Origin of the sequence: Pseudomonas sp. PS02290, from assembly GCF_029960075.1 — a bacterium.
Classification (GTDB): domain Bacteria; phylum Pseudomonadota; class Gammaproteobacteria; order Pseudomonadales; family Pseudomonadaceae; genus Aquipseudomonas.
Genome location: NZ_JASCOY010000009.1, coordinates 93,554 through 118,953 on the forward strand (window position 1 = coordinate 93,554; position 25,400 = coordinate 118,953).

27 protein-coding genes and 1 pseudogene are annotated in these 25,400 nt (G+C 61.7%); 7 read left to right on the forward strand and 21 right to left on the reverse strand.

Translation table 11 applies throughout. From position 1 onward, the window contains the following. Positions 1–100 precede the first annotated feature (100 nt). From QMX88_RS07315 to QMX88_RS07340, 6 genes are all read right to left on the reverse strand, one after another. Positions 101–673, reverse strand: a complete 573-nt coding sequence (locus QMX88_RS07315) for a HupE/UreJ family protein (protein ID WP_282367795.1) — start codon at positions 671–673, stop codon at positions 101–103. 33 nt (positions 674–706) lie between these two features. After that, positions 707–1,321: an urease accessory protein UreG gene (ureG, locus tag QMX88_RS07320; protein WP_037015648.1), complete on the reverse strand. Its 615-nt coding sequence runs from the start codon at positions 1,319–1,321 to the stop codon at positions 707–709. 58 nt (positions 1,322–1,379) lie between these two features. Then, entirely contained in the window at positions 1,380–2,054 is a 675-nt protein-coding gene (locus tag QMX88_RS07325) for an urease accessory protein UreF (protein WP_282367800.1), read from the reverse strand. Continuing rightward, on the reverse strand, positions 2,051–2,551 hold the full coding sequence (gene ureE / locus QMX88_RS07330; RefSeq protein ID WP_192171068.1) for an urease accessory protein UreE: 501 nt from the start codon (positions 2,549–2,551) through the stop codon (positions 2,051–2,053). The genes QMX88_RS07325 and ureE overlap by 4 nt, the downstream gene beginning before the upstream one ends. Before the next feature lie 207 nt (positions 2,552–2,758). Beyond that, positions 2,759–3,391 (reverse strand): TetR family transcriptional regulator, encoded by a 633-nt coding sequence (locus QMX88_RS07335; RefSeq protein WP_192171470.1) that lies wholly within the window; start codon positions 3,389–3,391, stop codon positions 2,759–2,761. 250 nt (positions 3,392–3,641) lie between these two features. Beyond that, positions 3,642–3,863: a hypothetical protein gene (locus tag QMX88_RS07340; RefSeq protein WP_122533791.1), complete on the reverse strand. Its 222-nt coding sequence runs from the start codon at positions 3,861–3,863 to the stop codon at positions 3,642–3,644. Positions 3,864–4,178: 315 nt separating this feature from the next. On the opposite strand from QMX88_RS07340, the gene QMX88_RS07345 reads away from it, so the two are divergent. Continuing rightward, a complete protein-coding gene (locus QMX88_RS07345; protein WP_282367802.1) occupies positions 4,179–6,248 on the forward strand; it encodes an AsmA family protein in 2,070 nt (689 codons plus the stop codon). A 328-nt stretch (positions 6,249–6,576) separates the two neighbouring features. On the opposite strand, the gene QMX88_RS07350 is transcribed toward QMX88_RS07345, so the two are convergent. Both QMX88_RS07350 and osmE read right to left on the reverse strand, forming a co-directional pair. Further along, positions 6,577–7,110, reverse strand: a complete 534-nt coding sequence (locus QMX88_RS07350; protein ID WP_065987767.1) for a ferritin-like domain-containing protein — start codon at positions 7,108–7,110, stop codon at positions 6,577–6,579. Between the two features lie 288 nt (positions 7,111–7,398). After that, positions 7,399–7,737 (reverse strand): osmotically-inducible lipoprotein OsmE, encoded by a 339-nt coding sequence (gene osmE, locus QMX88_RS07355; RefSeq protein WP_133774484.1) that lies wholly within the window; start codon positions 7,735–7,737, stop codon positions 7,399–7,401. Positions 7,738–7,911: 174 nt separating this feature from the next. On the opposite strand from osmE, the pseudogene QMX88_RS07360 reads away from it, so the two are divergent. Beyond that, positions 7,912–8,111, forward strand: a pseudogene (locus tag QMX88_RS07360) (triacylglycerol lipase); the annotation flags it as partial. A 58-nt stretch (positions 8,112–8,169) separates the two neighbouring features. Beyond that, a complete protein-coding gene (locus QMX88_RS07365; RefSeq protein WP_037015625.1) occupies positions 8,170–8,406 on the forward strand; it encodes a hypothetical protein in 237 nt (78 codons plus the stop codon). Between the two features lie 26 nt (positions 8,407–8,432). On the opposite strand, the gene QMX88_RS07370 is transcribed toward QMX88_RS07365, so the two are convergent. Then, on the reverse strand, positions 8,433–9,317 hold the full coding sequence (locus QMX88_RS07370; protein ID WP_282367803.1) for a DMT family transporter: 885 nt from the start codon (positions 9,315–9,317) through the stop codon (positions 8,433–8,435). Positions 9,318–9,468: 151 nt separating this feature from the next. Here QMX88_RS07370 and QMX88_RS07375 point away from each other — a divergent pair, with 151 nt between their 5' ends. Together QMX88_RS07375 and QMX88_RS07380 are read left to right on the forward strand one after the other, a co-directional pair. Beyond that, positions 9,469–9,759: a PsiF family protein gene (locus tag QMX88_RS07375; RefSeq protein ID WP_122533784.1), complete on the forward strand. Its 291-nt coding sequence runs from the start codon at positions 9,469–9,471 to the stop codon at positions 9,757–9,759. 188 nt (positions 9,760–9,947) lie between these two features. Further along, the gene (locus QMX88_RS07380) at positions 9,948–10,958 is read left to right on the forward strand and encodes an AI-2E family transporter (RefSeq protein WP_133774480.1); all 1,011 of its coding nucleotides are present in this window, start codon (positions 9,948–9,950) and stop codon (positions 10,956–10,958) included. A gap of 420 nt (positions 10,959–11,378) precedes the next feature. On the opposite strand, the gene QMX88_RS07385 is transcribed toward QMX88_RS07380, so the two are convergent. Continuing rightward, positions 11,379–12,644: an Hsp70 family protein gene (locus tag QMX88_RS07385; protein WP_282367805.1), complete on the reverse strand. Its 1,266-nt coding sequence runs from the start codon at positions 12,642–12,644 to the stop codon at positions 11,379–11,381. A gap of 294 nt (positions 12,645–12,938) precedes the next feature. Here QMX88_RS07385 and cbpA point away from each other — a divergent pair, with 294 nt between their 5' ends. Together cbpA and QMX88_RS07395 are read left to right on the forward strand one after the other, a co-directional pair. Then, on the forward strand, positions 12,939–13,898 hold the full coding sequence (gene cbpA, locus QMX88_RS07390) for a curved DNA-binding protein (protein WP_172610563.1): 960 nt from the start codon (positions 12,939–12,941) through the stop codon (positions 13,896–13,898). A 2-nt stretch (positions 13,899–13,900) separates the two neighbouring features. Continuing rightward, positions 13,901–14,197, forward strand: coding sequence for a chaperone modulator CbpM (locus QMX88_RS07395; protein ID WP_282367806.1), 297 nt, complete (start codon positions 13,901–13,903; stop codon positions 14,195–14,197). A 581-nt stretch (positions 14,198–14,778) separates the two neighbouring features. Here QMX88_RS07395 and QMX88_RS07400 read toward each other — a convergent pair. From QMX88_RS07400 to urtB, 11 genes are all read right to left on the reverse strand, one after another. Continuing rightward, positions 14,779–15,912 carry a sensor histidine kinase gene (locus tag QMX88_RS07400; protein WP_282367807.1) on the reverse strand — a complete coding sequence of 378 codons (1,134 nt, stop codon included), beginning with the start codon at positions 15,910–15,912 and terminating at the stop codon, positions 14,779–14,781. Between the two features lie 273 nt (positions 15,913–16,185). Continuing rightward, positions 16,186–17,886, reverse strand: coding sequence for an urease subunit alpha (gene ureC / locus QMX88_RS07405; protein ID WP_172610566.1), 1,701 nt, complete (start codon positions 17,884–17,886; stop codon positions 16,186–16,188). A 161-nt stretch (positions 17,887–18,047) separates the two neighbouring features. Continuing rightward, positions 18,048–18,353, reverse strand: coding sequence for an urease subunit beta (locus tag QMX88_RS07410; RefSeq protein ID WP_282367808.1), 306 nt, complete (start codon positions 18,351–18,353; stop codon positions 18,048–18,050). Continuing rightward, positions 18,350–18,886 carry a GNAT family N-acetyltransferase gene (locus QMX88_RS07415; RefSeq protein ID WP_282367809.1) on the reverse strand — a complete coding sequence of 179 codons (537 nt, stop codon included), beginning with the start codon at positions 18,884–18,886 and terminating at the stop codon, positions 18,350–18,352. Before QMX88_RS07415 ends, QMX88_RS07410 begins: the two co-directional genes overlap by 4 nt. Before the next feature lie 26 nt (positions 18,887–18,912). After that, positions 18,913–19,464, reverse strand: coding sequence for a GNAT family N-acetyltransferase (locus QMX88_RS07420; RefSeq protein ID WP_282367810.1), 552 nt, complete (start codon positions 19,462–19,464; stop codon positions 18,913–18,915). 61 nt (positions 19,465–19,525) lie between these two features. Then, the gene (locus QMX88_RS07425; RefSeq protein ID WP_020293711.1) at positions 19,526–19,828 is read right to left on the reverse strand and encodes an urease subunit gamma; all 303 of its coding nucleotides are present in this window, start codon (positions 19,826–19,828) and stop codon (positions 19,526–19,528) included. A gap of 198 nt (positions 19,829–20,026) precedes the next feature. Next, positions 20,027–20,872, reverse strand: coding sequence for an urease accessory protein UreD (locus tag QMX88_RS07430; protein ID WP_282367819.1), 846 nt, complete (start codon positions 20,870–20,872; stop codon positions 20,027–20,029). Between the two features lie 49 nt (positions 20,873–20,921). Further along, positions 20,922–21,620 carry an urea ABC transporter ATP-binding subunit UrtE gene (gene urtE, locus QMX88_RS07435; protein ID WP_282367820.1) on the reverse strand — a complete coding sequence of 233 codons (699 nt, stop codon included), beginning with the start codon at positions 21,618–21,620 and terminating at the stop codon, positions 20,922–20,924. 144 nt (positions 21,621–21,764) lie between these two features. Beyond that, on the reverse strand, positions 21,765–22,619 hold the full coding sequence (gene urtD, locus QMX88_RS07440; protein WP_192173458.1) for an urea ABC transporter ATP-binding protein UrtD: 855 nt from the start codon (positions 22,617–22,619) through the stop codon (positions 21,765–21,767). Beyond that, positions 22,616–23,695: an urea ABC transporter permease subunit UrtC gene (urtC, locus tag QMX88_RS07445; protein ID WP_282367821.1), complete on the reverse strand. Its 1,080-nt coding sequence runs from the start codon at positions 23,693–23,695 to the stop codon at positions 22,616–22,618. The genes urtD and urtC overlap by 4 nt, the downstream gene beginning before the upstream one ends. Next, on the reverse strand, positions 23,695–25,284 hold the full coding sequence (urtB, locus tag QMX88_RS07450) for an urea ABC transporter permease subunit UrtB (RefSeq protein WP_282367823.1): 1,590 nt from the start codon (positions 25,282–25,284) through the stop codon (positions 23,695–23,697). The genes urtC and urtB overlap by 1 nt, the downstream gene beginning before the upstream one ends. Between the last annotated feature and the right edge of the window lie 116 nt (positions 25,285–25,400).

The following is a 25,400-nucleotide window of genomic DNA, read 5'->3' on the forward strand; positions in this document are numbered from 1 at the left end:
AGATTGAGCGGATGTTCGGACCTCTTCGCGAGCAAGCTCGCTCCCACAATTGACCTGTCGGTAGACATATATCTGCGGTCTGGTTTTATCGCAGCGTCATTCAGCCCGCGAACAACCAGACGCCGGTCGCCGCCGACAAGGCGCCTGCGATCCGCACGACCGGGGCCGCCGCCGTTGGCAGGAAGCGCACCACGGCATAACCCGCCGCGTGCAGTGCAGCGGTCGCGCCGACGAAACCGAGGGCGTAACCCCAAGGGCTCGACATCTCCGGCAGCTCCAGACCATGGGCCACGCCGTGGAACAGCGCAAACAGCGCCGTCGCCGCCACGGCCACGATCAGTGGCGGACGCACCGCCAGCGCCACCGCCAAGCCCAACGCAAACACCGAGGCCGCAATCCCGCTTTCCAGTGCAGGCAGCGCCAGCCCTTCAAACCCGAGCAAGCCGCCGAGCAGCATGGTGCCGACAAACGTGCACGGCAGCGCCCAGCGCGCGGCGCCTTTTTGCTGTGCAGCCCAGAGCCCGACAGCAATCATCGCCAGCAGGTGATCGATGCCGCCCAATGGATGGCTGATGCCTGCCACAAGACCGCTTTCGTCGTGGCCGGGGTGGGCGAAGGCCAGCGCCGGAACGAGGAGCAGCGCCAACGCGCCGAATACTTTTTTGCCGTTCATGAATGAATTCCTTGAGTCCTTAAGATGTACGAATCAGGCCGCAGTCAGCAGGCCCTGGCGCTCGATGAATGCGACGATCTGCTCCAGGCCGTGACCGGTTTTCTGGTTGCTGAACACGAACGGCTTGTCGCCGCGCATCTTCTTCGTGTCGCGGTCCATCATCTCCAGCGAGGCACCCACCAGCGGCGCGAGGTCGATCTTGTTGATCACCAGCAGATCGGATTTGCAGATGCCGGGGCCACCCTTGCGCGGCAGTTTGTCACCCGCCGACACGTCGATCACATAAATGGTGAGGTCCGACAGCTCCGGACTGAACGTCGCGGACAGGTTGTCGCCACCGGATTCGACGATGATCAGGTCCAGACCCTCGAAGCGCCGATTGAGCTGGTCGACGGCTTCCAGATTGATCGACGCGTCTTCGCGGATCGCCGTGTGCGGGCAGCCGCCGGTTTCCACGCCGATGATGCGCTCAGGCGCGAGTGCTTCGTTGCGCACCAGAAAATCAGCGTCTTCACGGGTGTAGATGTCGTTGGTGACCACCGCCAGGTTGTAGCGATCTCGCAGGGCCAGGCACAGCGCGAGGGTCAGGGCGGTCTTGCCGGAACCGACCGGACCGCCGATGCCGACGCGCAAAGGTTGGCTGTTCATTCGTTCTCTCCGTTAAGCAGGTTGTGCGGTTCGAGGCGCTGCGCCGATGGCGGCCACCTCATGATCGGAACAGGCGGCTGTACTGCCGCTCATGGTTCATGCTCGCCAGCGCCAGACCGAATGGCGCGCTGCCGATGTGTTCAGGATTCAGCGCGGTCGCGTGCTGCTGGGCGTTCTGCAGCAGCGGCAGCAACTCGCTGGTCAGGCGCTGGGCGGCTTGCTGCCCCAGTGGCAGGGTTTTCATCAGCACCGCCAGCTGGTTTTCCAGCCAGCTCCAGAGCCAGGCGGCGAGCGCGTCCTGAGGACTGATCTGCCAGGCGCGCGCAGCCAGTGCCCAGCCCAGCGCCAGATGCGGCTCGCCCATGCGCTGCAGAAAATCCCGTGCGGGCTGATCCATTTCCGGCAGGCCGTTGAGCAATTGCTGCAGCGAGTAACCCATCTGCCGACTTTCCAGATGCAGCTCGCGGGTTTCGCGGCTGGCGCGGTGTCCTTCGCTCAATTGCAGCAACGTCGCCCAGTCGTCTTCGGCAGCCGCCGTGCAGTGCGCCAGTAAAAGCGGCGCTTCGAATCGCGCAAGGTTGAGCAGCAATTGGTCGCCAATCCAGCGGGCGGCGCTGGCCGAGTCGTGAACGGTGGATTGCTCGACCGCCATTTCCAGGCCTTGGGAATAGCTGTAACCGCCGATCGGCAATTGCGGGCTCGCCAGACGCAGCAGCGCCCAGGCAGCGTTCACGTGCGCACGCCGAATTGATGAATGCGCGGCGCGTAATTGAAATCTTCTTCACCGGCGCGGGAGTGGTGATGGCCGCCACCGTAGGCCCCGTGTTCAGGCTGGAAGGGCGCTTCGATGGATTCGGTGGTGGCGCCCAGTTGATCGAGCATGGCCTTGAGCACGTAGTCGTCGAGCAGACGCAGCCAGCCGTCGCCCACTTGCAGCGCCACATGGCGGTTGCCCAAGTGATACGCCGCGCGGGTCAGTTCGAACGCGTTGCTGCAGGTCACGTGCATCAGTTGTTCAGGGCGCGCGCAGACACGCACGATCCGGCCGTCTTCAGCCTTGAGGAAATCTCCGTCACGCAACGGCGGCTGACCCCGTTCAAGGAAAAGCCCGACGTCTTCACCTTCGGCACTGAAACAGCGCAGCCGGCTTTTGCTCCGGGCCTCGAAAATCAAATGCAGCTCTGCGGCCCATTCAGCCTGAGGTTCGGTTCTTTGATGAATGACGAGCATCAGAAAGCTTCCAGCAATGTGCGATGCAAGGGCTAGAGCAAGTGCCTTGCCAACAGGCGTGAAGCGCAGAAATTGCCTGAATACGGTGCAGCGATGAATGGGCAGAGCTATCGGATGCGTCTTATCGGTGCATCAGTCGCAGCAACGCACTTCGGTGGTGCGGGGTGAAGGGTTTGGGCGTAATGCAGAGCCGTGAAGCGTCGCGGGTCACTCGGTGCTGCCCAGTCCCTGCCAGCGCTTGGCGCCGATAAAGATGAAGCGCAGTTGCTGGGTGATTTTCGCGCGCGGGGTCAGGTGTGCGGCCAAGGCCGGGGGCGGCGGGTCGATCAGCTCAGGGAGCATGGCGAATACGCTTTTGACCACAAGGTCGGCCATGACCGAGAGGTCGTCGGTGTTCAGGTGCTGGAATTTGGGCATCGACGCCAGGTCGGTCGCGAGGTCGGCGATGATGCCTTCGCGCAGTGCACCAAGCGCCTGACGGACTTTCAGCGAGCCGCCGTATTGCTCGCGCGCCAGAAACAGAAACTGCGAGCGGTTAGCGGCCACGACATCCAGAAAGATGCGGATAGAGGCGTCGATGATGCCGCTGTCGATGTTGTGGTTGTGGCGCACGCGGCGGATGGTTTCACGGAAGGTCTGGCCGACTTCGCTGACCAGCGCTAGGCCGAGGTGGTCCATGTCATCGAAATGCCGGTAGAAACCGGTGGGCACGATGCCGGCGGTTTTCGCCACTTCGCGCAGGCTCAGGCTGCCAAAACCACGTCCGCTCTCCATCAGGCCCCGGGCTGCATCGAGCAGGGCATGGCGGGTCTGCTGTTTCTGTTCGGCGCGGGGCAGCATGGGGCGTGTATCTGATGAAGGCATGGGCCGCAACTCTAGCAAATGCGTTTGCGTGGCGTCGAACCCGGTTTCACGTCGGGCAATAAAAAGCCCGGCGATCAAGGCCGGGCGGTTCTCGCGCTTATGCTGGCGGATTGAGGGTGCTCAAACCGGCCTCTTCCCGGCTAAAGCCGGTCCCACTAATCCAGCGCCGCGTTGTTTCCGTAGGACCGGCTTTAGCCGGGAAGCTTTTCGATGCAACGGGTAAGAATCAGGAAACCCGCTGATACTGCTGAATCAGCCGATCAGGGCCGTTGTCGGCAACGCGCTGGTATTGATTGATCAATCGATCCGGGCCGTCCTGCGCAACGGTCGGCAAACCGGAATGCTGCGTCGCCTTCGCTTCGCCAAGGATCGCTTGTTCGCTGGCAGGCATCGCAAACGCGCTCGAGGCAAGTAGGGAAAGGGTCAGGGCAATCAATTGGCGTTTCATGGAAGGATGCTCGGGTGTAAAGGGTTGTGTGAACGTGCTGGCGATTTTACCGCTGACCTGTGGATAAAGAAGTTCAGCGGGCTGATGGTGACCATCGACAGAAATGATGCGGCTGCGGACCCCTTGCCGGGCGGGCTTCTCAGCGCGTTTCGGATCAACAGTGGCGATCGTCTGGACGTACGGTATGGGCGGGGGGCGGAACTTTTCTGACCCTGAATACAGATTTCATCAAACCGACGCGGCTTTTCTCAGTCGAACCGTTACGACGTACGAGACGCGCCCTGGACGGCGCGTCGGTTTTGGGGAGATGACGCAATGACGCGAGGCCGTAAAATTTTCGCCTGGACAGCCGCAATCCTGCTGCTGTTGCTGGTGATTCTGATCATTGTGATCGCCACGTTCGACTGGAACCGGCTCAAGCCGACCATCAATGAAAAGGTGTCTGCAGAACTGCATCGCCCCTTTGCCATCAACGGCAATCTGGCCGTGAGCTGGCACCGTGAGCCCGACGAAGGCGGCTGGCGCGCCTGGGTGCCATGGCCGCATATGTCGGCGGAAGACATCGCATTGGGCAACCCGGAATGGTCGAAGACGCCGCAGATGGTCACGCTCAAGCGCGTCGATCTGCGCTTGTCTCCCTTGCCGCTGCTGGCCCAGCGCGTGGTCATTCCACGTATCAACCTGACCGAGCCCAATGCGAAAATTGAGCGTCTGGCCGATGGCCGCGCCAACTGGGTGTTCGATCTGCCTAAGAGCGACCCGAACGCCAAACCCTCGAGCTGGGTGGTGGACATCGGCTCGATCGGCTTCGATAAAGGCTTCGTGAGCTACAACGACCAGAAGATCAACACGGCCGTTGACGTGGTCATCGACCCGCTGGGCAAGCCGATTCCCTACAGCGACATCGTCGGCAGCAGCGAGGCGAAGAAGGTCCAGGACAAGGGCGCTTCGGCTCAGGATTACGCTTTCGGCTTTACCGCCAAAGGCCAGTATCACGGCCAGAAACTCAACGGCAGCGGCAAAGTGGGTGGTCTGTTGGCGCTGAAAGACGCCGCGCTGCCATTCCCGGTACAGGCCGACGTCAGTGCGGGCGCCTTGCGTGTCGCCATCGCGGGCACCGTGACCGATCCGCAGAACCTCGGTGAACTGGACCTGCGGCTGAAACTGTCCGGCGACAGCCTCAGCAACCTGTATCCGCTGACCGGCGTGACCCTGCCGGATTCCCCACCGTACGCCACCGATGGCCGCCTCGTCGCCAAACTGCATGACCCGGCCGGTGCGTCGTTTCAGTACAAGGGTTTCAACGGCAAGATCGGTGACAGCGATATCCACGGTGATCTCGGCTTCGTGGCGAGCGAACCGCGTCCCAAGCTGACCGGCGCGCTGGTGTCCAATCAGTTGCTGATGACTGACCTCAAGCCGCTGATCGGCGCCGATTCCAACGCCGAGCAGAAGACCCGCGGCGGCGAGAGCAAGCAGCCGACAGGCAAAGTGCTGCCGGTCGAGGAGTTCAAGACCGACCGCTGGGCTGCCATGGACGCCGACGTTGAGTTCACCGGCAAGCGCATCGTGCAGAGCGCCGACCTGCCGTTCACCGATCTGTACACCCACGTGGTGCTCAACGATGGCGTACTGAGCCTGCAGCCGCTGCGCTTCGGTGTCGCCGGCGGCAAGCTCGACGCCGATATCAAACTGAACGGCCATACCCAGCCGCTGGAAGGCCGCGCCAAGTTGTCGGCTCGCGGCTTCAAGCTCAAGCAGCTGTTCCCGACCTTCGAACCGATGAAAACCAGCTTTGGTGAGCTCAACGGTGATGCCGATCTCAGTGGCCGCGGCAACTCGGTCGCTGCCTTGCTGGGCACCTCCAACGGCGAGCTGAAAATGCTGGTGAACGACGGCGCTGTCAGCCGTGGCCTGATGGAGATTGCCGGGCTGAACGTGGGTAACTATGTGGTCGGCAAGCTGTTTGGCGACAAGGACGTGAAGATCAACTGCGCGGCCACTGATGTGGGCTTCAAGGACGGCCTGGCGAGCACCAAGGTGTTCGTGTTCGATACCGAGAACGCGATCATTTACGTCGACGGCACGGCGAACCTGAAGACCGAACAACTGGACATGAAGATCACGCCGGAATCGAAAGGCTTCCGGGTCTTCTCCCTGCGTTCGCCGCTGTACGTGCGCGGGCCGTTCAGCAAGCCCAATGCGGGCGTGGAGTCGGGTCCGCTGTTGCTGCGCGGAGCCGGCATGGTGCTGCTGGGCGCGGCAGTGGGGCCGGCGGCGGGATTGCTGGCACTCGTAGCGCCGAGCAGCGGGGACGCGCCTAACCAGTGCACCGCGTTGCTGGAGCAGATGCGCTCGGGCAAGGCGCCGAAAACGGTGAAGTGAGTTCGGCACCGGATCTGTGCCGTCTTCACTTCCTCAATATGCCCGGCTTCGGCGCGGGCTTGCGTTGTACCCGGTCCTGTAGAAGTGAGCTTGCTCGCGAAGGCGGCATCACGGCCGCCTGACATGCGTCGGATGTGCGGGCCTCTTCGCGAGCAAGCTCGCTCACACATAACCGGGTTCGGCGCCTGATTCGGCGTCTTGTTGATCTGGCCCTTCTGGGAGCGAGCTTGCTCGCGAATAGCTCGGTATACCCTAAATATCCCGCCTGAAAGTCACCCACAAAAAAGCCAGGGCCTGTGCCCTGGCTTTTTGCATTGCGTGTTGCGTATCAGAGGCCGTCGAGCAGGTCGGCCATGTCGTCGGCGTGCTCTTCTTCCTGCGCCAGGATCTCTTCAAAGATGCGGCGGGTGGTTGGGTCTTGGTCGCCGATGTACTGAATGATTTCGCGGTAGCTGTCGATCGCGATGCGCTCGGCGACCAGGTCTTCAGTAATCATCTCTTTCAGCGTGTTGCCGGCCACGTACTGGGCGTGGGAATTCTTGCTCAGCAGGTCCGGGTTGAATTCCGGCTCGCCGCCCAGCTGCACGATGCGCTCGGCCAGCTTGTCAGCGTGTTCGAGTTCTTGATTGGCGTGTTCCAGAAACTCATCGGCTGCTGCGTGGGATTTAATCCCCTTGGCCATGAAGTAATGGCGCTTGTAACGCAGGGTGCAGACCAGTTCGGTGGCCAGCGACGAGTTCAGCAAACGCAGGACCTCATCACGATCACCGTTGTAGCCTTCAGTGACGGCGCCGTCTTCGACGTTTTTGCGCGCGCGCTCTCGCAGGGTGGCGACATCGGTCATTGGGTGCAGATTGATCATCAGATTTCTCCAGGGCTGTTCCGGTTTTTTTCCGTCGCGCTCTGTTGCGCCATGCCTGAAGCAGGCGCCCGGCAGGATCGGGGTCTTAAGGTGTGAGTGGTGGGCACTGGCAAAAGTTTGATTTTTGTTGAGGGACTTTTTGACGCGGGGGTTTTTCAGCGTGGGGCAAAGCGGGGCGAGCGTGCTTCAGGACGAATCCCCCGCGATCACGGCAGTGCCGGGCATCCTTGCGATGCACCGGCACAGTGATTACGGGTGGACTCATCCATTCAAACCAACGGCGTTAGATCACATGGCGCGTTCGTTGGCGTCACGCTGTTCGCACGTCATGAAGCCCTTGCTGTTGACGCGGCCATTGTTGTCGAAGGTGACGTAGTAAGCCTGCTGATGGCCTTCGCGATTCAGCACGTAGTTGTTGCAAGTGCCGGGGTGGGCGCGACGCTGAACAGTTGTCGATGGCGTGCCGCCGATGGTCAGGACTTGTTCCTTGGTCATGCCTTCTTCGACTTGCTTGACCAGCGGCTCATTGCGATAGGTCGCGTAATCAACCGGGTTGGGCAGGGTGGTCGATGCGCAACCAGCCAATGCGGCCATGGAAATCACTACTGCCAGGGATTGCTTGAACATTCGAATCGCTCCGCGAAAAAGGCCATTGTTGGCCCGTTGCTCTTAGGAGCATTGGAGAGGCAAAAGAGTTCGATCAAATTGATGGCGATGGGGCATTACCCGCACCTGTCGCCCTTAGGAACAATTCCGGGCCATCCTGGGCCGATTGTCGTCAAATCTCACCGGCCGAAAATTGCTCGCACGTTCGCGAAACAGCGAGGTCAATCTGATGGCATGGTCGGGAGATGCAGTTCTCACCTGGTTTAAATCAGCGATGACTACCCGCTCGACCATTTCGACATCGTCAACCAGCACTTCGGTCTGGTGGGCAAGGGAGCCAATCCCCTGGGTGGTTCCTGAAACACGCCGCGCGTCTCAAAGCCGCCGGTCTTTGACTTATTTGGCCGTAGTTCGTGATCAGTCGACCCGTGAGGTCGCGTAGGAAGAGATGCGATGAGCGATAAAGAGCTTTATGAAATCGAGTACACGCTGGCCGGTGAGCACCATGTCGATCTGATTGAAAACCTCGACGTGCCGATCATCGAGGTTGTGCACGAGCTGGCGCTCAAGCACAACGTGGCCGTTGAAGATGACCCCTTCGATACCGGTGAAGACACCATCGGTCTGCCCCATGTGCTGGGCATTACCGATGTGTCGATTCACGCTGCGGAGGATCACGACAAAGCCTGACTGCCGGGTTCATCCGACAGACAGGTTTAACGGATTGCGGCCTTGCGCAGCGGTGTGGTCCAGCGTTCTGCCAGGATCACCCCGCCCAGCGTCAGGGCACCGCCGATAAAGTGATACGACGCCAGTTGCTCGCCCAGCGCGAGCGCGGCAACCAGCGCCGTCAGGATCGGCACCAGGTTGAAAAACAACGTGGTACGGCTGGGTCCGAGGATGGAAATCGCTTTCATCCACAGCAGCGGCGCGAGCATCGAGGTCGGGATGCACGCATAGAGCACCAACGGAATGTTGCTCGCGTTCAAGCCAGTCTTCGGTGAAATCACGAACAGTGGAAACAGCGCAATGATCGCCACCAGAATCTGCAGGTATAGCAGCTGCAATGGCGGCATGCGCAACTGCCATTTCTTCAGCAGCGTGCTGTAGGTCGCATAGGCCAGCGTTGCGACAAGCATCATCACGTCGCCGATGTTGATGCCGTGGGCAACCAGCAAGCTCCAACTCCCCTGTGACACCACCCATAAGACGCCGGCAAACGACACAATTGCACCGACCAGTGCGCCTGCAGTCAGCCGCGTGCCGAGGCTGGCGATCGACATACCCAGCGTCATCACCGGCACCAGCGACAGAATGATGCCCATGTTGGTGGCCGTCGTGATATTCGCCGCGTAGTACGCCAGGCTCTGATAAATCGCCATGCCCAGCACGCCCAGCACCACCACTTTGCCAATGATGGGTTTGATCTGCGCCAGGTTGCGCAGCACGGGGCCGAGCAGAAACGGCGTGAACAACACCCCCGCCAGCAACCACCGATAGAAGCCGATTTCAGCCGGGAAAATACGCCCGGCGGCGGCCTTGGTGATGACGTTGTTGCCCGCCCAGATCATGACGGTCAGCAGTGGATAAAGGTATTGCATGAGCGAACCGGCTGTTGAATGAGGCGCCATTATCGGCCTGTCAGTCCGCACGTCCAGCGCACGCTGTGCATTTGCAGAAATATGCAGCAACATTCTTTGACTACACTGCTTTGAAAGCCATGCAGGTGCTTGGCGCTTCCGGAGAAAACCGATGACGATGCTGCGTATTCCTCTGCTAGTGATGGGCCTGCTGCTGAGCGCCCAGGGTTTTGCCGCCACCGCGCAACAAAACAAGATGACCACCTGCAATGCCGATGCCTCGGCCAAATCCCTGAAGGGCGACGAGCGCAAGGCGTTCATGAGCACCTGCCTGAAGGCCGCGCCTGCGCCTGCCGCCACTCAGCAGGAGAAGATGAAAACCTGCAACGCTACGGCCAGTACCCAGGCGCTCAAGGGCGATGCGCGCAAGGCATTCATGAGCGATTGTCTTAAAAAGAAATAATTTTCCGAGCGGATTCCAGGCGCTGAAAAGCGGCGCCAGCCCCTGTACTTTCTGCGATTGCGGACGATGATCTGGCCTGCAATCGCAGCCTCCTTGCGCTTGAGCCCTCAAGGGCTTTCGCGTCGCTGGTTCTCCACTCAGAACGCTGGCAGACTGCCCATCCTTCACGCCGCTCGTTTTGAGGCTGTATGCCAACGTTTACGCCCCGTCAAGTCTATCTGGCCAGTTGCATTCTCGTGTTCGGCGGGTTGCTGCTGGTCCTGCCGCTCAACCTTCTGCCCAGTCTGCTGGCGGGTTTGCTGGTGTATGAGCTGGTCGACATGCTCACGCCGCAGCTGCAACGGCTGATTGCCGGCGAGCGCGCGCGGTGGCTGGCGGTGGCGTTGCTGGGCACTCTGGTGGTGACCGTACTGGCGTTGCTGTTTGCCGGCGCGATCAGCTTTTTGCTGCACGAAGCGGAAAACCCCGGCGCGTCGCTGGATAAATTCATGATTCTGGTGGACCGCGCCCGCGGTCAGCTGCCGCCCTTCATCGACAACTACCTGCCGGCCAGCGCCACCGAGTTTCAGGTGTCGCTCAGCGCCTGGCTGACCAAGCACCTCGGCGAGCTGCAACTGCTCGGCAAGGGCGCGGCGCACATGTTCGTGACGTTGCTGATAGGCATGGTGCTGGGCGCGATTATCGCCTTGCAGCGCATCCCCGATGTCACCAAGCGCAAGCCATTGGCGGCGGCGCTGTTCGAGCGTCTGCACCTGCTGACCCAAGCCTTCCGCAATATCGTCTTCGCGCAAATCAAGATCTCGCTGCTGAACACGGCGTTCACCTCGATCTTCCTGGCGGTGATCCTGCCTCTTTGTGGCGTGCACCTGCCGCTGACCAAAACCCTGATCGTGCTGACCTTTCTGCTGGGCCTGCTTCCGGTGGTGGGCAACCTGATGTCCAACACGCTGATCTTTATCGTCGGCATGTCGTTGTCGATCTGGGTGGCGATGGCGGCGTTGGGGTATCTGATCGTGATCCACAAGGTCGAGTATTTCCTCAACGCACGGATCGTCGGCGGGCAGATCAGCGCCAAGTCGTGGGAATTGCTGCTGGCGATGCTGATCTTCGAAGCTGCCTTCGGCCTGCCGGGCGTGGTCGCAGGGCCGATTTATTACGCGTACCTGAAAAGCGAACTGCGCCGGGCGGAGTTGGTATAGCGACTGGTGCTCAAGAGATCTGAACCCTTTTCACCGCTGCACCCGGTCAGTGGGACCGGCTTCAGCCGGGAAGAGGCCAGTGGGTGCACCATAAGATTTGCGGCGTGACACCCGGCGTCTTCCCGGCTAAACCCAGTCCTACATGTGCACGCGGTGTCTTAGTAGGACCGGCTTCAGCCGGGAAGGGGCCAGTGGGTGAGCCATAAGATTTGCGGCGTGACACCCGACGCATTCCCAGCTGAAGCCAGTCCTACATTTGCATGCGGTCAGTAGGACCGGCTTCAGCCGGGAAGGGGCCGGCTTGTGCACCATAAGATTTGCGGCGTGACACCCGACGCCTTCCCGGCTAAAGCCAGTCCTACAAGTGCATGCGGTCCCACTAAGAGCATGCGGTCCCACTGAGGGCAAGACAGCTGCGAATCAGCCGTAGCGTTTTTTCGCTTCGATCGCCAAACCGCTGCCGATGCTGCCGAAGATGTTGCCTTCGACGTGCCGGGCCTTGGGCAGCATGGCGGCGACGCTGTTGCGCAGGGCCGGGATGCCGCTGGAGCCGCCGGTGAAGAACACGGTGTCGACATCGGTCACGCCCACGCCTGCCTGATTCAACAGGTTCGTCACGCTACCGCGCACGCGTTCGAGCAGCGCATCGATGGACGATTCGAACAGCTGCCGCGTCAGGTCGACACTCAAGCCGGGTTCGACGCGGTCCATCGGCACCAGACGGCTGTCCGCTTCGGTCAGCTGGATCTTGGTCTCTTCCACTTCCATCGCCAACCAGTGACCGGCGCGTTGCTCGATCAGCTTGAACAGCCGATCGATGCCCTGGGTGTCTTCGATGTCATAGCGCATGCTGCCCAGCGCCAGTTGCGACTTTTGCGAATACACGGAGTTGATCGTGTGCCAGGTCGCCAGGTTCATGTGCGTGCTGGTCGGCATGTAGGCGCCGCTTTTCATGCGGCTGCCATAACCAAACAACGGCATCACGCCCTGCAGGCTCAGCTGCTTGTCGAAGTCGGTACCGCCGATGTGCACGCCGCCGGTGGCGAGGATGTCGCTGTGGCGGTCATCGATCAACCGACGCTCCGGGGAAAGACGCACCAGCGAGAAGTCCGACGTACCACCGCCGATGTCGACGATCAGCACCAGCTCTTCACGGTCCAGGGTCGACTCGTAGTCGAACGCCGCCGCAATCGGCTCGAACTGAAAGGAAACGTCCTTGAAGCCGATCTTGCGCGCCACGTCGGCCAAGGTGTCTTCGGCCTCTTGATCGGCGGCAGCGTCGTCATCGACGAAATGCACCGGCCGGCCCAGCACCACTTGCTCGAAGGAATGACCGGCCGAGGCTTCGGCGCGTTTCTTGAGTTCGCCGATGAATAGCCCGAGCAGGTCCTTGAACGGCATCGCCGTACCGAGCACGCTGGTGTCGTGCTTGATCAGCTTGGAACCCAGCAGGCTCTTGAGCGAGCGCATCAGGCGGCCTTCGTAGCCCTCGAGGTATTCGTGAAGGGCGAGGCGACCGTAGACCGGGCGGCGCTCTTCGATATTGAAAAACACCACCGAAGGCAGCGTGATCTTGCCGTCCTCCAGCGCGATCAGCGTTTCCGCTCCGGGACGCAGCCAGCCGACCGTGGAGTTGGACGTGCCGAAATCGATGCCAAGGGCACGGGCCGGGGATGGAGTGCTCATCTGCTTTGCATACCAGTCAAAAAACGGCCGCGCAGTGTATGCGAGTGCGCGCCGGATGCGTAGCGCGAAACGTCGGTTTATCAGCCGCCGGGCATCTATTTCGCGCGCATGTCTTGAACTGCGGCCCCGAGCCCCAATCTAGCAGGCAACTCTTAATGCTTTTGGCCGGTCTGGACAGCGTTTCATTTCGCGCGACTGCGTGCCGATAACCTTGCAACGTTCAACGCTGCCAGCGTTCACATGTGAAACGCGGTGCGGACTGGGCTGGATATTCCAGAATTGGGTGACCGTCAGATGGACTTCAAAGACTATTACAAGATCCTTGGCGTAGAGCCGACGGCGGACGAGAAGACAATCAAGACCGCCTATCGCAAGCTCGCGCGCAAGTATCACCCCGACGTCAGCAAAGAGCCTGGCGCGGAAGACAAATTCAAAGAGGCTTCCGAGGCCTATGAAGCGCTGAGCGATCCGGAAAAGCGCGCCGAATACGACGAGATCCGCAAATACGGCAGTCAGGGCCGGTTCCAGCCGCCGCCTGGCTGGCAGGGCCGTGGCGGCGCGGGCGCAGGGCCGGGTTTTGGCGGCGGCGGCTTCGAGGACGGAGATTTTTCCGACTTCTTCAGCTCCATCTTCGGCAATCGTGGTGGTCAGCAAGGCGGTCGGGCGCAGAGCCCGGGGCGTCGAGGGCAGGATGTGGAGATGGAACTGGCGGTGTTTCTGGAGGAGACACTCTCCACCGAGTCCAAGCAGATCAGCTTCAAAGTGCCGCAGCACAGCGCCAACGGCCAGCGCATGGCGGACATCACCAAGACGCTGAACGTGAAGATCCCGGCGGGCGTCACCGATGGCGAGCGCATTCGCCTCAAGGGGCAGGGCGCTCCCGGCGTGGCCGGTGGCGAGAAGGGCGATCTCTATCTGATCATCCGTCTGGCGCCGCATCCGATGTTCGACGTCGAGGGCCACGACCTGATCATCACGGTGCCGATCGCGCCGTGGGAAGCGGCGCTCGGCACAAAAGTGGCCGTCCCGACACTGACCGGCAAGATCAACCTGACCATCCGTCCGGACAGCCAGAACGGCCAGCGGCTGCGGGTCAAAGGCAATGGTCTGTTGAACAAGCAGGGCCAGCGCGGCGATCTGTACGCACAACTGAAAATCGTCATGCCCAAATCCACCGATGAGGCTACCAAAGCGCTGTGGGAAAAGCTGGCCGAGCAGGCCGCGTTCGATCCGAGGGCTCAATGGAGTAACTGATCATGAGCAACACCCTGGTCATCGACATGCAGGAGTTCTGTCAGGTGGTCGACCTGCCGGCCGCCTTCGTCATCGAGATTGTCGAACATGGCATTCTCGAACCCCAGGGAAGGCAGCCGGACGAATGGCTGTTCGACAGCGCGGCGCTGTCGATTGCCAAACGCGCGGTCAAATTGCATTACGAATTGCAGCTGGAATGGGACGGCGTCGCCCTGGCGCTGAACCTGCTCGACGAGCTTGAACACGTGAGGGCGGAAAACCGCATGCTCAGGCAGCGGTTGGGGCGGTTTCTCGACTGACAGGCTGGCGTGGAGGGCAGTGTGGGAGCGAGCTTGCTCGCGAAGAGGCCTTCTCATTCGTTACATCTTCGGCAGCAGGGATGCAGTCTTCGTGAGCAAGCTCATTCCCACAAGTGCTGCGTTTCTGCCAGATAGCGATCCTCCTGCTGACGACGTCATTGTGGGAGCGAGCTTGCTCGCGAAGAGGCCTTCTCATTCGTTACATCTCTGGCAGCAGGGATGCAGTCTTCGTGAGCAAGCTCATTCCCACAAGTGCTGCGTTTCTGCCAGATAGCGATCTTCCTGCTGACGATGTCATTGTGGGAGTGAGCTTGCTCACGAATAGGCCCTTCCGCTACATCTTCGGCAGCAGGGATGCAGTCTTCGTGAGCAAGCTCACTCCCACAAGTGCTGCGTTTCTGCCAGATAGCGATCTTCCTGCTGACGACGTCATTGTGGGAGCGAGCTTGCTCGCGAAGAGGCCTTCTCATTCGTTACATCTTCGGCGGCAGGACTGCCGCCTTCGTGAGCAAGCTCACTCCCACAGGTATCGAGCGCCCCTGCAACAGCGCGGTGTTTGGCGGATTTCGCGCAGTCGCTTGCTAACCTTTCTTCGGCAACTCCACGGTAAACGTCGTACCGTCTCCGACGTTCGACACAACCGTGATGCCGCCGCCATGGGCGTTCACCACTTCTTTGACGATGAACAGTCCCAGGCCCAGGCTGGTGGACGGGTTGTGGATGCCGGCCTTTTCATTGGCCGAGCGCACCAGCGGGTCGAAGATGCTGCCGATGGCTTCTTCCGCAATCGGCTCGCCGTCGTTGTGCACCGAGAGGCTCACGTGGTTTTCGCTGCCGGTGAGCGTGACGGTGACCCGACGCGTCGCCGCGCCATGCTGTAAGGCGTTGCCAATCAGGTTTTGCAGCAATTGCGCGATGCGCGCCTGATCCCACTCGCCCCGGGTCTCACCGGTGCTGGTGAACACTGCGTTGCAATCGGGCTGCCCCGCCGTGGCCGCGTCAATGGCTTCACGGCAGGCGAGGGTCATCTCCATCGGCTTGCGTTCGACCGGCAACGTGACGCCGAGACGGCTTCGAACGAACTCCAGCAAATCGCTGATCATCGTTCCCATCAACAGACTGCTGCTCTTGATGCGCTTGATATACGCAAGATCGGCGTCCGTCAGCGCGGTTTTGCGCATAAGCACTTCGGACGACATGCCGATGGCCTGCAAGGGCGCGCGCAGGTCGTGGCCGAGAATGGCGAGAAAGATGTCACGGGAACGCGTCACGCGATCGGCGTAGGCGGCCGTCGACTCGGCCAGGGCTTCGTCGATGGCTTCGTTGAAGCGAATCATGTCAGTGAGATGACTGGCCTGCGGCTCTTTCTGGTTTTCTGCCCAGAAGCGCACGACCGTGGCCCGAAGATGACGGAATTCGGAGGTCATCTGCACCAGATCAAACCCGACGATATGCCGCAGCTCGCCATGACTGGAGGCGGCCTGATCGAGTGTCGGGGTTTTGCCGATGTCTTCGCCCTGAGCCTTGGCGATGCGCTCGGCCTTGGTCTGGGCGGTGTTCATGTCACGCGCCGCCGCGAGAAGGATCGCCTCGGCGTGGTCGCGCAGCTCGACTGAACTCATCTGGGCGGCTGCGGGCGTCAGCGTGGCCGCAAACCGTTCCCACTCATCGACGATGCGATCCACATTCTGAACGATGAAGTCCGAAAGACGCATGGGGGACTACCTTGCTGGCGGGGCGCTGAATGAGAGCGCGCATAGTACCGCCATGTTGTTGCAGGAAGCATCACGCATTTGCGTGCGCTTCCTCTTAGTGTTGGCTTGCCGTCCAGTTGAAGCGCTGTCAGGCAGCCAAAACAAGCCATGTAGGAGACCGGGGTCGCGCCCCACCGTGCTCACGAAGGCGGCATTTCAGCCATTGAAAGAGTGGGTGGATGCGCCGGCCCCTTCGCGAGCAAGCTCGCGCCCAAAAGAAAGTGAGTTCTCCGCTTAGAACAGAAAATACCGCTGCGCCATCGGCAAGACCTCGGCCGGCTCGCACCACAACAATACGCCGTCGGCCTTGACCTGATACGTCTGCGGGTCCACGTCGATGTTCGGCAGGTAGTCGTTGTGGATGAGGTCGGCCTTGGTCACGCTGCGGCAGCCCTTCACCACGCCAATCTGTTTCTTCAGCCCCAGCTGCTCCGGAACGCCGGCATCAAAGGCCGCCTGGCTGATGAAGGTCAGGCTGCTGGCGTGGAGCGAGCTGCCGTAGCTGGCGAACATCGGGCGGTAGTGAACCGGTTGTGGGGTCGGGATCGAGGCGTTGGCGTCGCCCATCAGACTCGCGGCAATCGACCCACCTTTAAGGATCAGCGTCGGTTTCACGCCGAAGAAGGCCGGGCGCCACAGCACCAGGTCCGCCCATTTGCCCACTTCCACCGAACCCACTTCATGGCTGATGCCGTGGGTGATGGCCGGGTTGATGGTGTATTTGGCGATGTAGCGTTTGGCGCGGAAGTTGTCATTTCCCTCGCCGTCACCAGGCAATGGCCCGCGCTGGCGTTTCATTTTGTCGGCGGTCTGCCAGGTGCGCATGATCACTTCGCCGACGCGGCCCATGGCCTGGCTGTCGGAGCTGAGCATCGAGAATGCGCCCAGATCATGAAGAATGTCCTCGGCGGCAATGGTTTCGCGGCGGATGCGGCTCTCGGCGAACGCGACGTCTTCGGCGATGCTCGGGTCCAGATGATGGCAGACCATCAACATGTCCAAGTGCTCGTCGATGGTGTTGCGGGTGAACGGCCGGGTCGGGTTGGTCGAGCTCGGCAGCACGTTAGGGAAGCCGCAGGCCTTGATGATGTCCGGTGCGTGACCGCCGCCGGCGCCTTCGGTGTGGTAGGTGTGAATGGTGCGGTTCTTGAACGCCGCCAGGGTGGTTTCGACGAAGCCGGATTCGTTCAGGGTGTCGGTGTGGATCGCCACCTGCACGTCGTACTGATCAGCGACGCTCAGGCAGTTGTCGATGGCTGCAGGCGTGGTGCCCCAGTCTTCGTGCAGCTTGAGGCCGATGGCACCGGCCTTGACCTGTTCGATCAAAGGCTCGGGCAGGCTGACGTTGCCCTTGCCGGTAAAGCCGATGTTCATGGGGAACGCTTCGGCGGCCTGCAGCATGCGCATCATGTGCCACTTGCCGGGCGTGACCGTGGTCGCGTTGGTGCCCGTCGCGGGGCCGGTGCCGCCGCCGATCATGGTGGTGACGCCGCTCATCAGCGCTTCTTCGATCTGCTGCGGGCAGATGAAGTGGATGTGGGTGTCGACGCCGCCGGCGGTGAGGATCATGCCTTCGCCTGCAATCACTTCGGTCGCCGCGCCGATGGCGATGGTCACGCCGGGCTGGATGTCCGGGTTGCCGGCCTTGCCGATGGCCGCGATGCGCCCGTCCTTGAGACCGACGTCGGCTTTGACGATGCCCCAGTGATCGACGATCAGTGCGTTGGTGATCAGCGTGTCGACGACTTCGGCAGCCACGCCCTGGCCCTGGCCCATGCCGTCACGAATGACCTTGCCACCGCCGAACTTCACTTCCTCGCCATAGACGGTGAAATCCTGCTCGACCTCAATCCACAGCTCGGTGTCGGCCAGACGCACACGGTCGCCGACAGTGGGGCCGAACATGTCGGCGTAGGCTTGTCTGGAAATTTTCATGGCGATTCCTTGAATTCATGGATCGTTCCCACGCTCTGCGTGGTAACGCCTCGCTGGACGCTCTGCGTCCGATGTATGACGCGGAGCGTCAGGGGCTGCATTCCCACGCAGAGCGTGGGAACGATCATTGGCGGGCAATCGCGCGCCACAGAGAAACAGCCTTACAAATCCCCCATCACCCGCCCGGCAAACCCGAAAACCCGCCTCAACCCGGCCAGGTCCACCAGTTCCACCTCCCGCGCCTGCCCTGGCTCGAAGCGCACGGCGGTGCCGGCCGGGATGTTCAAACGCATGCCCCGGCTGGCGGCGCGGTCGAAGGTCAGGGCGTCGTTGGTCTCGAAAAAATGAAAGTGCGAGCCGACCTGAATCGGCCGGTCGCCGCTGTTGGCGACGCTGAGGGTGATGGTGCGGCGACCGGCGTTGAGCTCGATGTCGCCGGGCTGGATCTGGTACTCACCAGGAATCATGCGCTCTTCCTCGACAGTAACTTGTAGTAAATGGCCGTGGCCTTGTATTCGCCGTCGGGGTTGCAGGCGTAGTCCGGCAGCATGCCAGACAGCTCGTAACCCAGCGCGCGATAGAAATCTTCAGCATCGGAACCTGCCAGCGTGTCCAGAAACAACAGCCCGCGCTGATGCTGCTGGGCCGCTTGCTCGACCGCTGTCATCAATTGAGTTGCCAGCCCGCGCCGACGCGCCTGACTGAGCACCAGCAATTTCTGCACCTCGGCGCGGTTCAGACCGTTGGCCTTCTGGCACAGCGCCAATTGCACCGTCGCCAGCACCTGGTCTTCTTCTGCCACCACCCACAGCAGCACGTTGCCCTGCTTGACCTCGGCTTTGACGCCGTCCCACCAGTCGGCAGCCTCCTCGGCGCCTAGATCCGCCATGAACCCGACCGACGCGCCGTCTTGCACGGCGTCGAGCAATAGCGCCACCAGACCCGGGCGATAGTGGGCAAAACTTTCTGGCGTGACGCGGCGTAAGTGGGCGGCATTCATGGACGAAATCCTTTCAGAATGAACATTCAGGCGACAGGCTTGATGCCGGGCGCTTGCGAGGGTGGAGCAGAGGCGCCGGGCGACAGGTCCAGTTGCATGAAGGTCAGGTCCAGCCAGCGGCCGAACTTGGTGCCGACCTGGGGCATCTGCCCGGTCGTGATGAAACCCTCGCGCGCGTGCAGGTGAATCGACGCCGCGTTTCCGCTTTCGATGGCCGCGACCATCATGTGCTTGTCGCAGGCGCGGGCCCGTTCGATCAGCGCTTTCATGAGCAGCGGACCCAGGCCGTTGCCCCGTTGATCGGCGCGCACGTAAACCGAGTGCTCAACGGTGTGGCGAAAGCCTTCGAATGGCCGCCAGTCACCGAACGACGAATAGCCCAGCACCTGATCGTTGGCGTCGACCGCCACCAGAATCGGGTACGCCTGGGCCTGGCGCGCGGCGAACCAGGCTTCGCGGTTGGCGAGGTCCACCGGTTGCTCGTTCCAGATCGCCGTGGTGTTGAGCACGGCGTCGTTGTAGATGGCCAGCACGGCCGGCATGTCCGTCAGCAGTGCGTCACGAATCGAATAGGTCATGTTCGTTTCCACGGGTTCCTGTGTGGCTGTTTCAGTGGGCATCTCAGCGTCGATGCGCCGCTCAGGCAATCGGTTGATGCACGGTGACCAGCTTGGTGCCGTCCGGAAAGGTGGCCTCGACCTGGATTTCCGGGATCATTTCCGGGATGCCCTCCATCACCTGTTCACGGGTCAACAGAGTTGTCCCGTAGTGCATGAGGTCGGCGACGGTCTGGCCGTCCCGCGCACCTTCCAGCAGGGCGGCGGAGATGAAGGCCATCGCTTCCGGGTAATTGAGCTTCACACCGCGTGCCAGCCGCCGCTCGGCCACCAGGCCTGCGGTGAAGATCAACATCTTGTCTTTTTCGCGTGGTGTCAGGTCCATGGGTTTTGTCCGTCTTAAATAACTGAATAAGTCAGCGCTGCAATGTATCTGTAGGAGTGCGCTTGCTCGCGATAGCGGTGTGTCGGAGACATGTCCCTATCTGATGAATCGCTATCGTCCGGATGCGGCCCAGACCAAGCTCACTCCTACAGCATGTCTATGCGTGCCCCGAGGGAGCGGGTCGGGCAACGCGTCCCATCAAGTGCTCCAGATCCGCGGCGCCACCGCTTCCCGGCCCAACAGGGCAGGGCGCAGCAGCTTCCATAATGCAATCAGCCAGGCCCGCGCATGCAGGGCTTCGTCTGCCAGGCAACGGGCGATGATCAGCCCGGGCAGCTGGCTCAGGTCGCCGCGCACGGGGGAATGTTCGGCCAGCTCGCGGCAGCGCTCCATCAACTCAGCGTCGATTTCCCCGGTCACGATCAGCGTCGCGAACACCGGTTTGCCACCGAGGCCGATCGGCGAATCCAGCAAGCCGTCATTGCCGACAATGCGCTGGCGCTCGTGCCACAACAGCTGGCCATCGCGCCGAATATCCAGATGTGCCTGAAAGTGGCCGTGATCGAAGCGCTCGCCACTGGCCGGCCGGCCCAGCGCAACCACATCCCAATAAAACAGCCGGGCGTCGCCTTCAAGGTCGATTCGCGTGGTCAATTCAGCCTTGGCCTCGCTGAACACGATGCTCTCCTGGGGCAGCCACTCCAGCGTGCCGCCTGCAGCGACTTTGATGTCCAGTTGCTGATAGGCCGGACCCGCCGCGCGGTACCACTTCGCTGCGCCGGGGCTGGTCAATTGCGCCCAAGCGTTGGCACCGACGCTGGCGCTGATGTACAGCCGGTCGCCGCCGGCAATGCCGCCCGGCGGGTGAACGATGATGTGCTGGCAGACCTGCGGGCCTTCTGCGTACAGATGCTTTTGCACCCGCAACGGACCTTTGTGACGCCGCTGGGTCGGGCGCGTGCTGTCGCCGAAACGCCCATACGCCAGCTCCAGCTCGGCATGCCAGCTGGGGGTGAACAGGGCGGTGTGGGCAGGAAGATTCATAAGTCGATTATCGTGTTATCGAAGGACCGTACCTTAGCTGATCGGCGCATCAAATGGTGACCAGGCCCCGAACGCCTTCGGTCTCCATGTTTTCGCCGCGGCCCTGCTGGACTATCTCGCCGCGGGACATGACGATGTACTGATCCGCCAGCTCGGCGGCGAAATCATAGAACTGCTCGACCAGCAGGATCGCCATGTCACCGCGCGCGGCGAGCTTCTTGATCACGGCGCCAATCTCCTTGATCACCGAGGGCTGAATGCCTTCGGTGGGCTCGTCGAGAATCAGCAGGCGAGGGCGACTGGCGAGGGCGCGACCGATCGCCAGCTGCTGTTGCTGACCGCCGGACAGGTCACCACCACGCCGGTGCTTCATCTGCAGCAGCACCGGGAACAGCTCGTAAATGAACGGCGGGACTTCCTTGGCCTCTGAGCCCGGGAAACGCGACAGGCCCATCAGCAGGTTTTCCTCAACGGTCAGTCGGCCGAAAATCTCCCGGCCCTGGGGCACGTAGGCGATCCCGGAATGTACGCGCTGGTGGGGCTTGAAACCGGTGATCGGCTTGCCTTCCCACTGCACCACGCCTTCTTTGGCGGGCAGCAGCCCCATCAGCACTTTCAACAGCGTGGTCTTGCCCACGCCGTTACGACCGAGCAGGCACGTGACCTCGCCGATTTTTACGTCAAACGACAGGCCTCGGAGGATGTGGCTGCCGCCGTAGTACTGGTGGAGCTTTTCGACTTGGAGCATGGCCAGTTTCTCAAGAAATCCTATGATCGTTCCCACGCTCTGCGTGGGAACGCCGCATCGGGCGCTCTGCGTCTGCTTCATGACGCGGAGCGTCACCGGATGCATTCCCACGCGGAGCGAGGGAACGATCAGCAGATCGGAGGTTTACCGCCCCAAATACACTTCGATAACTCTTTCATCCGCCTGCACGTCTTCCAGCGATCCTTCCGCCAGCACGCTGCCCTGGTGCAGCACGGTGACGTGGTCGGCGATGGTGCCGACGAAGCCCATGTCGTGCTCGACCACCATCAGCGAGTGCTTACCGGCCAGGCTCTTGAACAGCTCGGCGGTGAATTCGGTTTCGGCGTCGGTCATGCCAGCGACGGGCTCATCGAGCAGCAGCAATTGCGGGTCCTGGACCAGCAACATGCCGATCTCCAGAAACTGTTTCTGGCCGTGGGACAACAGCCCGGCGGGGCGCGACATCGACGCGGTCAGGCGAATGGTTTCCAGCACCTCGTCGATGCGGTCGCGCTGTTCGCCGTTGAGCTTCGCCCGCAGGCTGGCCCATACCGATTTGTCGGTCTTCTGCGCCAGCTCCAGGTTTTCGAACACGCTCAGCGCTTCGAACACCGTGGGTTTTTGAAACTTGCGCCCGATCCCGGCCTGGGCGATCTGCACTTCGCTCATCTTGGTCAGATCAAGGGTTTCGCCGAACCAGGCCTTGCCGTGACTGGGGCGGGTCTTGCCGGTGATCACGTCCATCAGCGTGGTCTTGCCCGCGCCATTGGGGCCGATGATGCAGCGCAGCTCGCCGACGCGGATGTACAGATTCAGATCATTGAGAGCCTTGAACCCGTCGAAACTGACGCTGATGTCTTCCAGGGTCAGGATCGTGCCGTGCAAGGTGTTCAGCCCCTTGCCGGCAACCTGCCCGAGACCGATGGCGTCGCGGCTGGTACCGGCATCGCTGTTCGGGTCGAGCACCGGATCGAATGCGGGCGTCGGAGTGCTTTTCATTGCTCGCCCCTTTTCTTGATCAGGCCGATCACGCCTTTGGGCAGATACAGCGTCACCACGATGAACAGCGCGCCGAGGAAGAACAGCCAGTATTCAGGGAAAGCCACGGTGAACCAGCTCTTCATGCCATTGACCACACCGGCGCCGAGCAGCGGGCCGATCAGCGTGCCGCGACCGCCCAGGGCGACCCAGACTGCCGCTTCAATGGAGTTGGTTGGCGACATTTCGCTCGGGTTGATGATGCCGACCTGGGGCACATACAACGCCCCGGCCAGGCCGCACAACACGGCGCTCAACACCCAGACGAACAGCTTGAAGCCGCGCGGGTCGTAGCCGCAGAACATCAGGCGGTTCTCCGCATCGCGCACGGCGGTTAACACGCGACCGAACTTGCTGCGCGCCAGACGCCAGCCGACGAACAGGCTGCCCGCCAGCAACGCCACTGTCAGCAGAAACAACACGGCGCGGGTGCCTTGGGAGGTGATGCTGAACCCCAGAATGCTGCGAAAGTTGGTGAAGCCGTTATTGCCGCCAAAGCCGGTTTCGTTGCGGAAAAACAGCAACATGCCGGCGAAGGTCAGGGCCTGGGTCATGATCGAGAAGTACACGCCCTTGATCCGCGAACGGAAGGCGAAGAAGCCGAACACCAGTGCCAGCAACCCCGGCGCCAGCACCACCAGGCACATGGCCCAGAGGAAATGCTGCGTGCCGACCCAGTACCACGGCAGTTCGGTCCACGACAGAAAGGTCATGAACGCCGGCAGGCTGTCACCCGACGCCTCGCGCATCAGGTACATGCCCATCGCGTAACCGCCCAGGGCGAAGAACAGCCCGTGGCCCAGGGACAACAGGCCGGCGTAGCCCCAGACCAGATCCAGCGCCAGCGCGACGATCGCGTAGCAGAGGATCTTGCCCACCAGCGTCAGCGTGTAGGCCGACACCTGCAGGCCGTTGCTTTCAGGCAGCAGGGACAACAACGGCAGGGCGATCAGCAGGGCAAGAATGACCGCGCCGACCGCAACCGTGGCTTTGGTGCCGGCGCGTTGCGCGGCAGTGACCATCAATGGCTGATTCATCAGTCGATCACCCGTCCTTTGAGTGCGAAGAGGCCTTGCGGACGTTTCTGAATGAACAGAATTATCAGCGCCAGGATCAGGATCTTGCCCAGCACCGCGCCGATCTGCGGTTCAAGGATCTTGTTGGCGATGCCCAGCCCGAAGGCCGCCGTGACGCTGCCGGCCAGCTGACCGACGCCGCCGAGCACGACCACCAGGAAGGAGTCGATGATGTAGCTCTGGCCCAGGTCAGGGCCGACGTTGCCGATCTGGCTCAGGGCCACGCCGCCCAGACCGGCGATGCCGGAGCCGAGCCCGAAGGCCATCATGTCGATGCGGCCGGTGGGCACGCCGCAGCAGGCGGCCATGTTGCGGTTCTGGGTGACCGCGCGCACGTTGAGGCCCAGGCGTGTTTTGTTCAGCAGCAGCCAGGTCAGCACGACGACAAACAGCGCGAACGCAATGATGACGATGCGGTTCCAGGGCAGCACGAGGTTGGGCAGCACTTGAATGCCGCCCGACAGCCATTCCGGGTTGGCCACTTCGACGTTCTGCGCGCCGAACACTACGCGGATCAACTGAATCAGCATCAGGCTGATGCCCCATGTCGCCAGCAGTGTTTCCAGTGGGCGACCGTACAAGTGGCGAATGACCGTACGCTCCAGCGCCATGCCGATGCACGCAGTCACGAAAAACGCGATCGGCAGCGCGACCAGCGGATAGAACTCAAGGGCGCCGGGGGCGTAGCGCTGAAACATCATCTGCACGACGTAGGTGGCGTAGGCGCCGAGCATCAGCATCTCGCCGTGGGCCATGTTGATCACACCGAGCAGGCCGAAAGTGATCGCCAGTCCCAGCGCCGCCAGCAGCAGAATCGATCCGAGCGACAGGCCGGCGAAGGCTTGCCCGAGGATCTCGCCGAACATCAATTTGCGTTTGACCTGAGCCAGGCTGGTTTCGGCCGCCAGGCGCACGGTAGCGTCGGTTTCGACGTTGGGTTCGAGCAGGGTTTCGAGACGGGTGCGGGCCAGTGGATCACCGGTTTCACCGAGCAGACGCACGGCGGCGAGCCGCACGGTGGGGCTGATGTCGACCAGTTGCAGATTGGCCAGCGCCAGGGTCAGGGCGGCGTGAACGCTGTCGTCCTGTTCGCTCGCCACTTGCTGCACCAGCAAGGGCAACTGCGCCGGACGGGCGCTTTTTTGCAGGACCTGCGCGGCAGCCAGGCGGACTTTCGGGTCGGCGGCTAAAAGCTGATGGCTGGCCAGCGCGGTGTTGATCAGGCCGCGAAGGCGGTTGTTCAGGCTGATGGCTTGGGGCGCATCGGGGTTGGGTGCATCGGCCAGCGCGGGGGCGTCCGGGTCGACGGCGATAAAGCTGTCGCCGTTCTGAATGAACGCCCGGTTGCTGCTGTCGGCAGCGACGCGGCCATCCTGCAGGGCAACCAGCAACTCGACGCGCGCCGGGTCAGGCCTGGCGGCCCAGCTTTCCAGCAATTGGGCGCGCTCGGAGGAGTCGGCCGCAACAAAGTCGCCGGCCTCGCTGGCGTGGGCGGCGAAGGGCAGCCACAGGCACAGCGCGAGAATAAGGTGGTGGAAGTATCTGGGCATATCGAATCCTGAGAGCACCCGCATGACGTAACGTCAGACGGGGAACCTGTAGGAGTGAGCTTGCTCGCGATGGCGGTATACCAGCCGACATCATCGTCACAGGCAGATCGCAATCG

Excerpts from the sequence above, each read along its gene's own strand:
- QMX88_RS07400 (WP_282367807.1), bottom strand. The coding sequence starts at position 15,912 with ATGCGTCTTTCGGACTTCATCGTTCAGAATGTGGATCGCATCGTCGAT.
- ureG (WP_037015648.1), bottom strand. The coding sequence starts at position 1,321 with ATGAACAGCCAACCTTTGCGCGTCGGCATCGGCGGTCCGGTCGGTTCC.
- QMX88_RS07410 (WP_282367808.1), bottom strand. The coding sequence starts at position 18,353 with ATGATTCCTGGTGAGTACCAGATCCAGCCCGGCGACATCGAGCTCAAC.
- urtE (WP_282367820.1), bottom strand. The coding sequence starts at position 21,620 with ATGCTCCAAGTCGAAAAGCTCCACCAGTACTACGGCGGCAGCCACATC.
- osmE (WP_133774484.1), bottom strand. The coding sequence starts at position 7,737 with ATGTTCAAGCAATCCCTGGCAGTAGTGATTTCCATGGCCGCATTGGCT.
- QMX88_RS07335 (WP_192171470.1), bottom strand. The coding sequence starts at position 3,391 with ATGCTGCCCCGCGCCGAACAGAAACAGCAGACCCGCCATGCCCTGCTC.
- ureE (WP_192171068.1), bottom strand. The coding sequence starts at position 2,551 with ATGCTCGTCATTCATCAAAGAACCGAACCTCAGGCTGAATGGGCCGCA.
- urtC (WP_282367821.1), bottom strand. The coding sequence starts at position 23,695 with ATGAATCAGCCATTGATGGTCACTGCCGCGCAACGCGCCGGCACCAAA.
- urtB (WP_282367823.1), bottom strand. The coding sequence starts at position 25,284 with ATGCCCAGATACTTCCACCACCTTATTCTCGCGCTGTGCCTGTGGCTG.
- ureC (WP_172610566.1), bottom strand. The coding sequence starts at position 17,886 with ATGAAAATTTCCAGACAAGCCTACGCCGACATGTTCGGCCCCACTGTC.
- QMX88_RS07345 (WP_282367802.1), top strand. The coding sequence starts at position 4,179 with ATGACGCGAGGCCGTAAAATTTTCGCCTGGACAGCCGCAATCCTGCTG.
- QMX88_RS07385 (WP_282367805.1), bottom strand. The coding sequence starts at position 12,644 with ATGAGCACTCCATCCCCGGCCCGTGCCCTTGGCATCGATTTCGGCACG.
- urtD (WP_192173458.1), bottom strand. The coding sequence starts at position 22,619 with ATGAAAAGCACTCCGACGCCCGCATTCGATCCGGTGCTCGACCCGAAC.
- QMX88_RS07380 (WP_133774480.1), top strand. The coding sequence starts at position 9,948 with ATGCCAACGTTTACGCCCCGTCAAGTCTATCTGGCCAGTTGCATTCTC.
- QMX88_RS07365 (WP_037015625.1), top strand. The coding sequence starts at position 8,170 with ATGAGCGATAAAGAGCTTTATGAAATCGAGTACACGCTGGCCGGTGAG.
- QMX88_RS07425 (WP_020293711.1), bottom strand. The coding sequence starts at position 19,828 with ATGGACCTGACACCACGCGAAAAAGACAAGATGTTGATCTTCACCGCA.
- QMX88_RS07350 (WP_065987767.1), bottom strand. The coding sequence starts at position 7,110 with ATGATCAATCTGCACCCAATGACCGATGTCGCCACCCTGCGAGAGCGC.
- QMX88_RS07315 (WP_282367795.1), bottom strand. The coding sequence starts at position 673 with ATGAACGGCAAAAAAGTATTCGGCGCGTTGGCGCTGCTCCTCGTTCCG.
- cbpA (WP_172610563.1), top strand. The coding sequence starts at position 12,939 with ATGGACTTCAAAGACTATTACAAGATCCTTGGCGTAGAGCCGACGGCG.
- QMX88_RS07375 (WP_122533784.1), top strand. The coding sequence starts at position 9,469 with ATGACGATGCTGCGTATTCCTCTGCTAGTGATGGGCCTGCTGCTGAGC.
- QMX88_RS07395 (WP_282367806.1), top strand. The coding sequence starts at position 13,901 with ATGAGCAACACCCTGGTCATCGACATGCAGGAGTTCTGTCAGGTGGTC.
- QMX88_RS07340 (WP_122533791.1), bottom strand. The coding sequence starts at position 3,863 with ATGAAACGCCAATTGATTGCCCTGACCCTTTCCCTACTTGCCTCGAGC.
- QMX88_RS07430 (WP_282367819.1), bottom strand. The coding sequence starts at position 20,872 with ATGAATCTTCCTGCCCACACCGCCCTGTTCACCCCCAGCTGGCATGCC.
- QMX88_RS07415 (WP_282367809.1), bottom strand. The coding sequence starts at position 18,886 with ATGAATGCCGCCCACTTACGCCGCGTCACGCCAGAAAGTTTTGCCCAC.
- QMX88_RS07370 (WP_282367803.1), bottom strand. The coding sequence starts at position 9,317 with ATGCAATACCTTTATCCACTGCTGACCGTCATGATCTGGGCGGGCAAC.
- QMX88_RS07420 (WP_282367810.1), bottom strand. The coding sequence starts at position 19,464 with ATGACCTATTCGATTCGTGACGCACTGCTGACGGACATGCCGGCCGTG.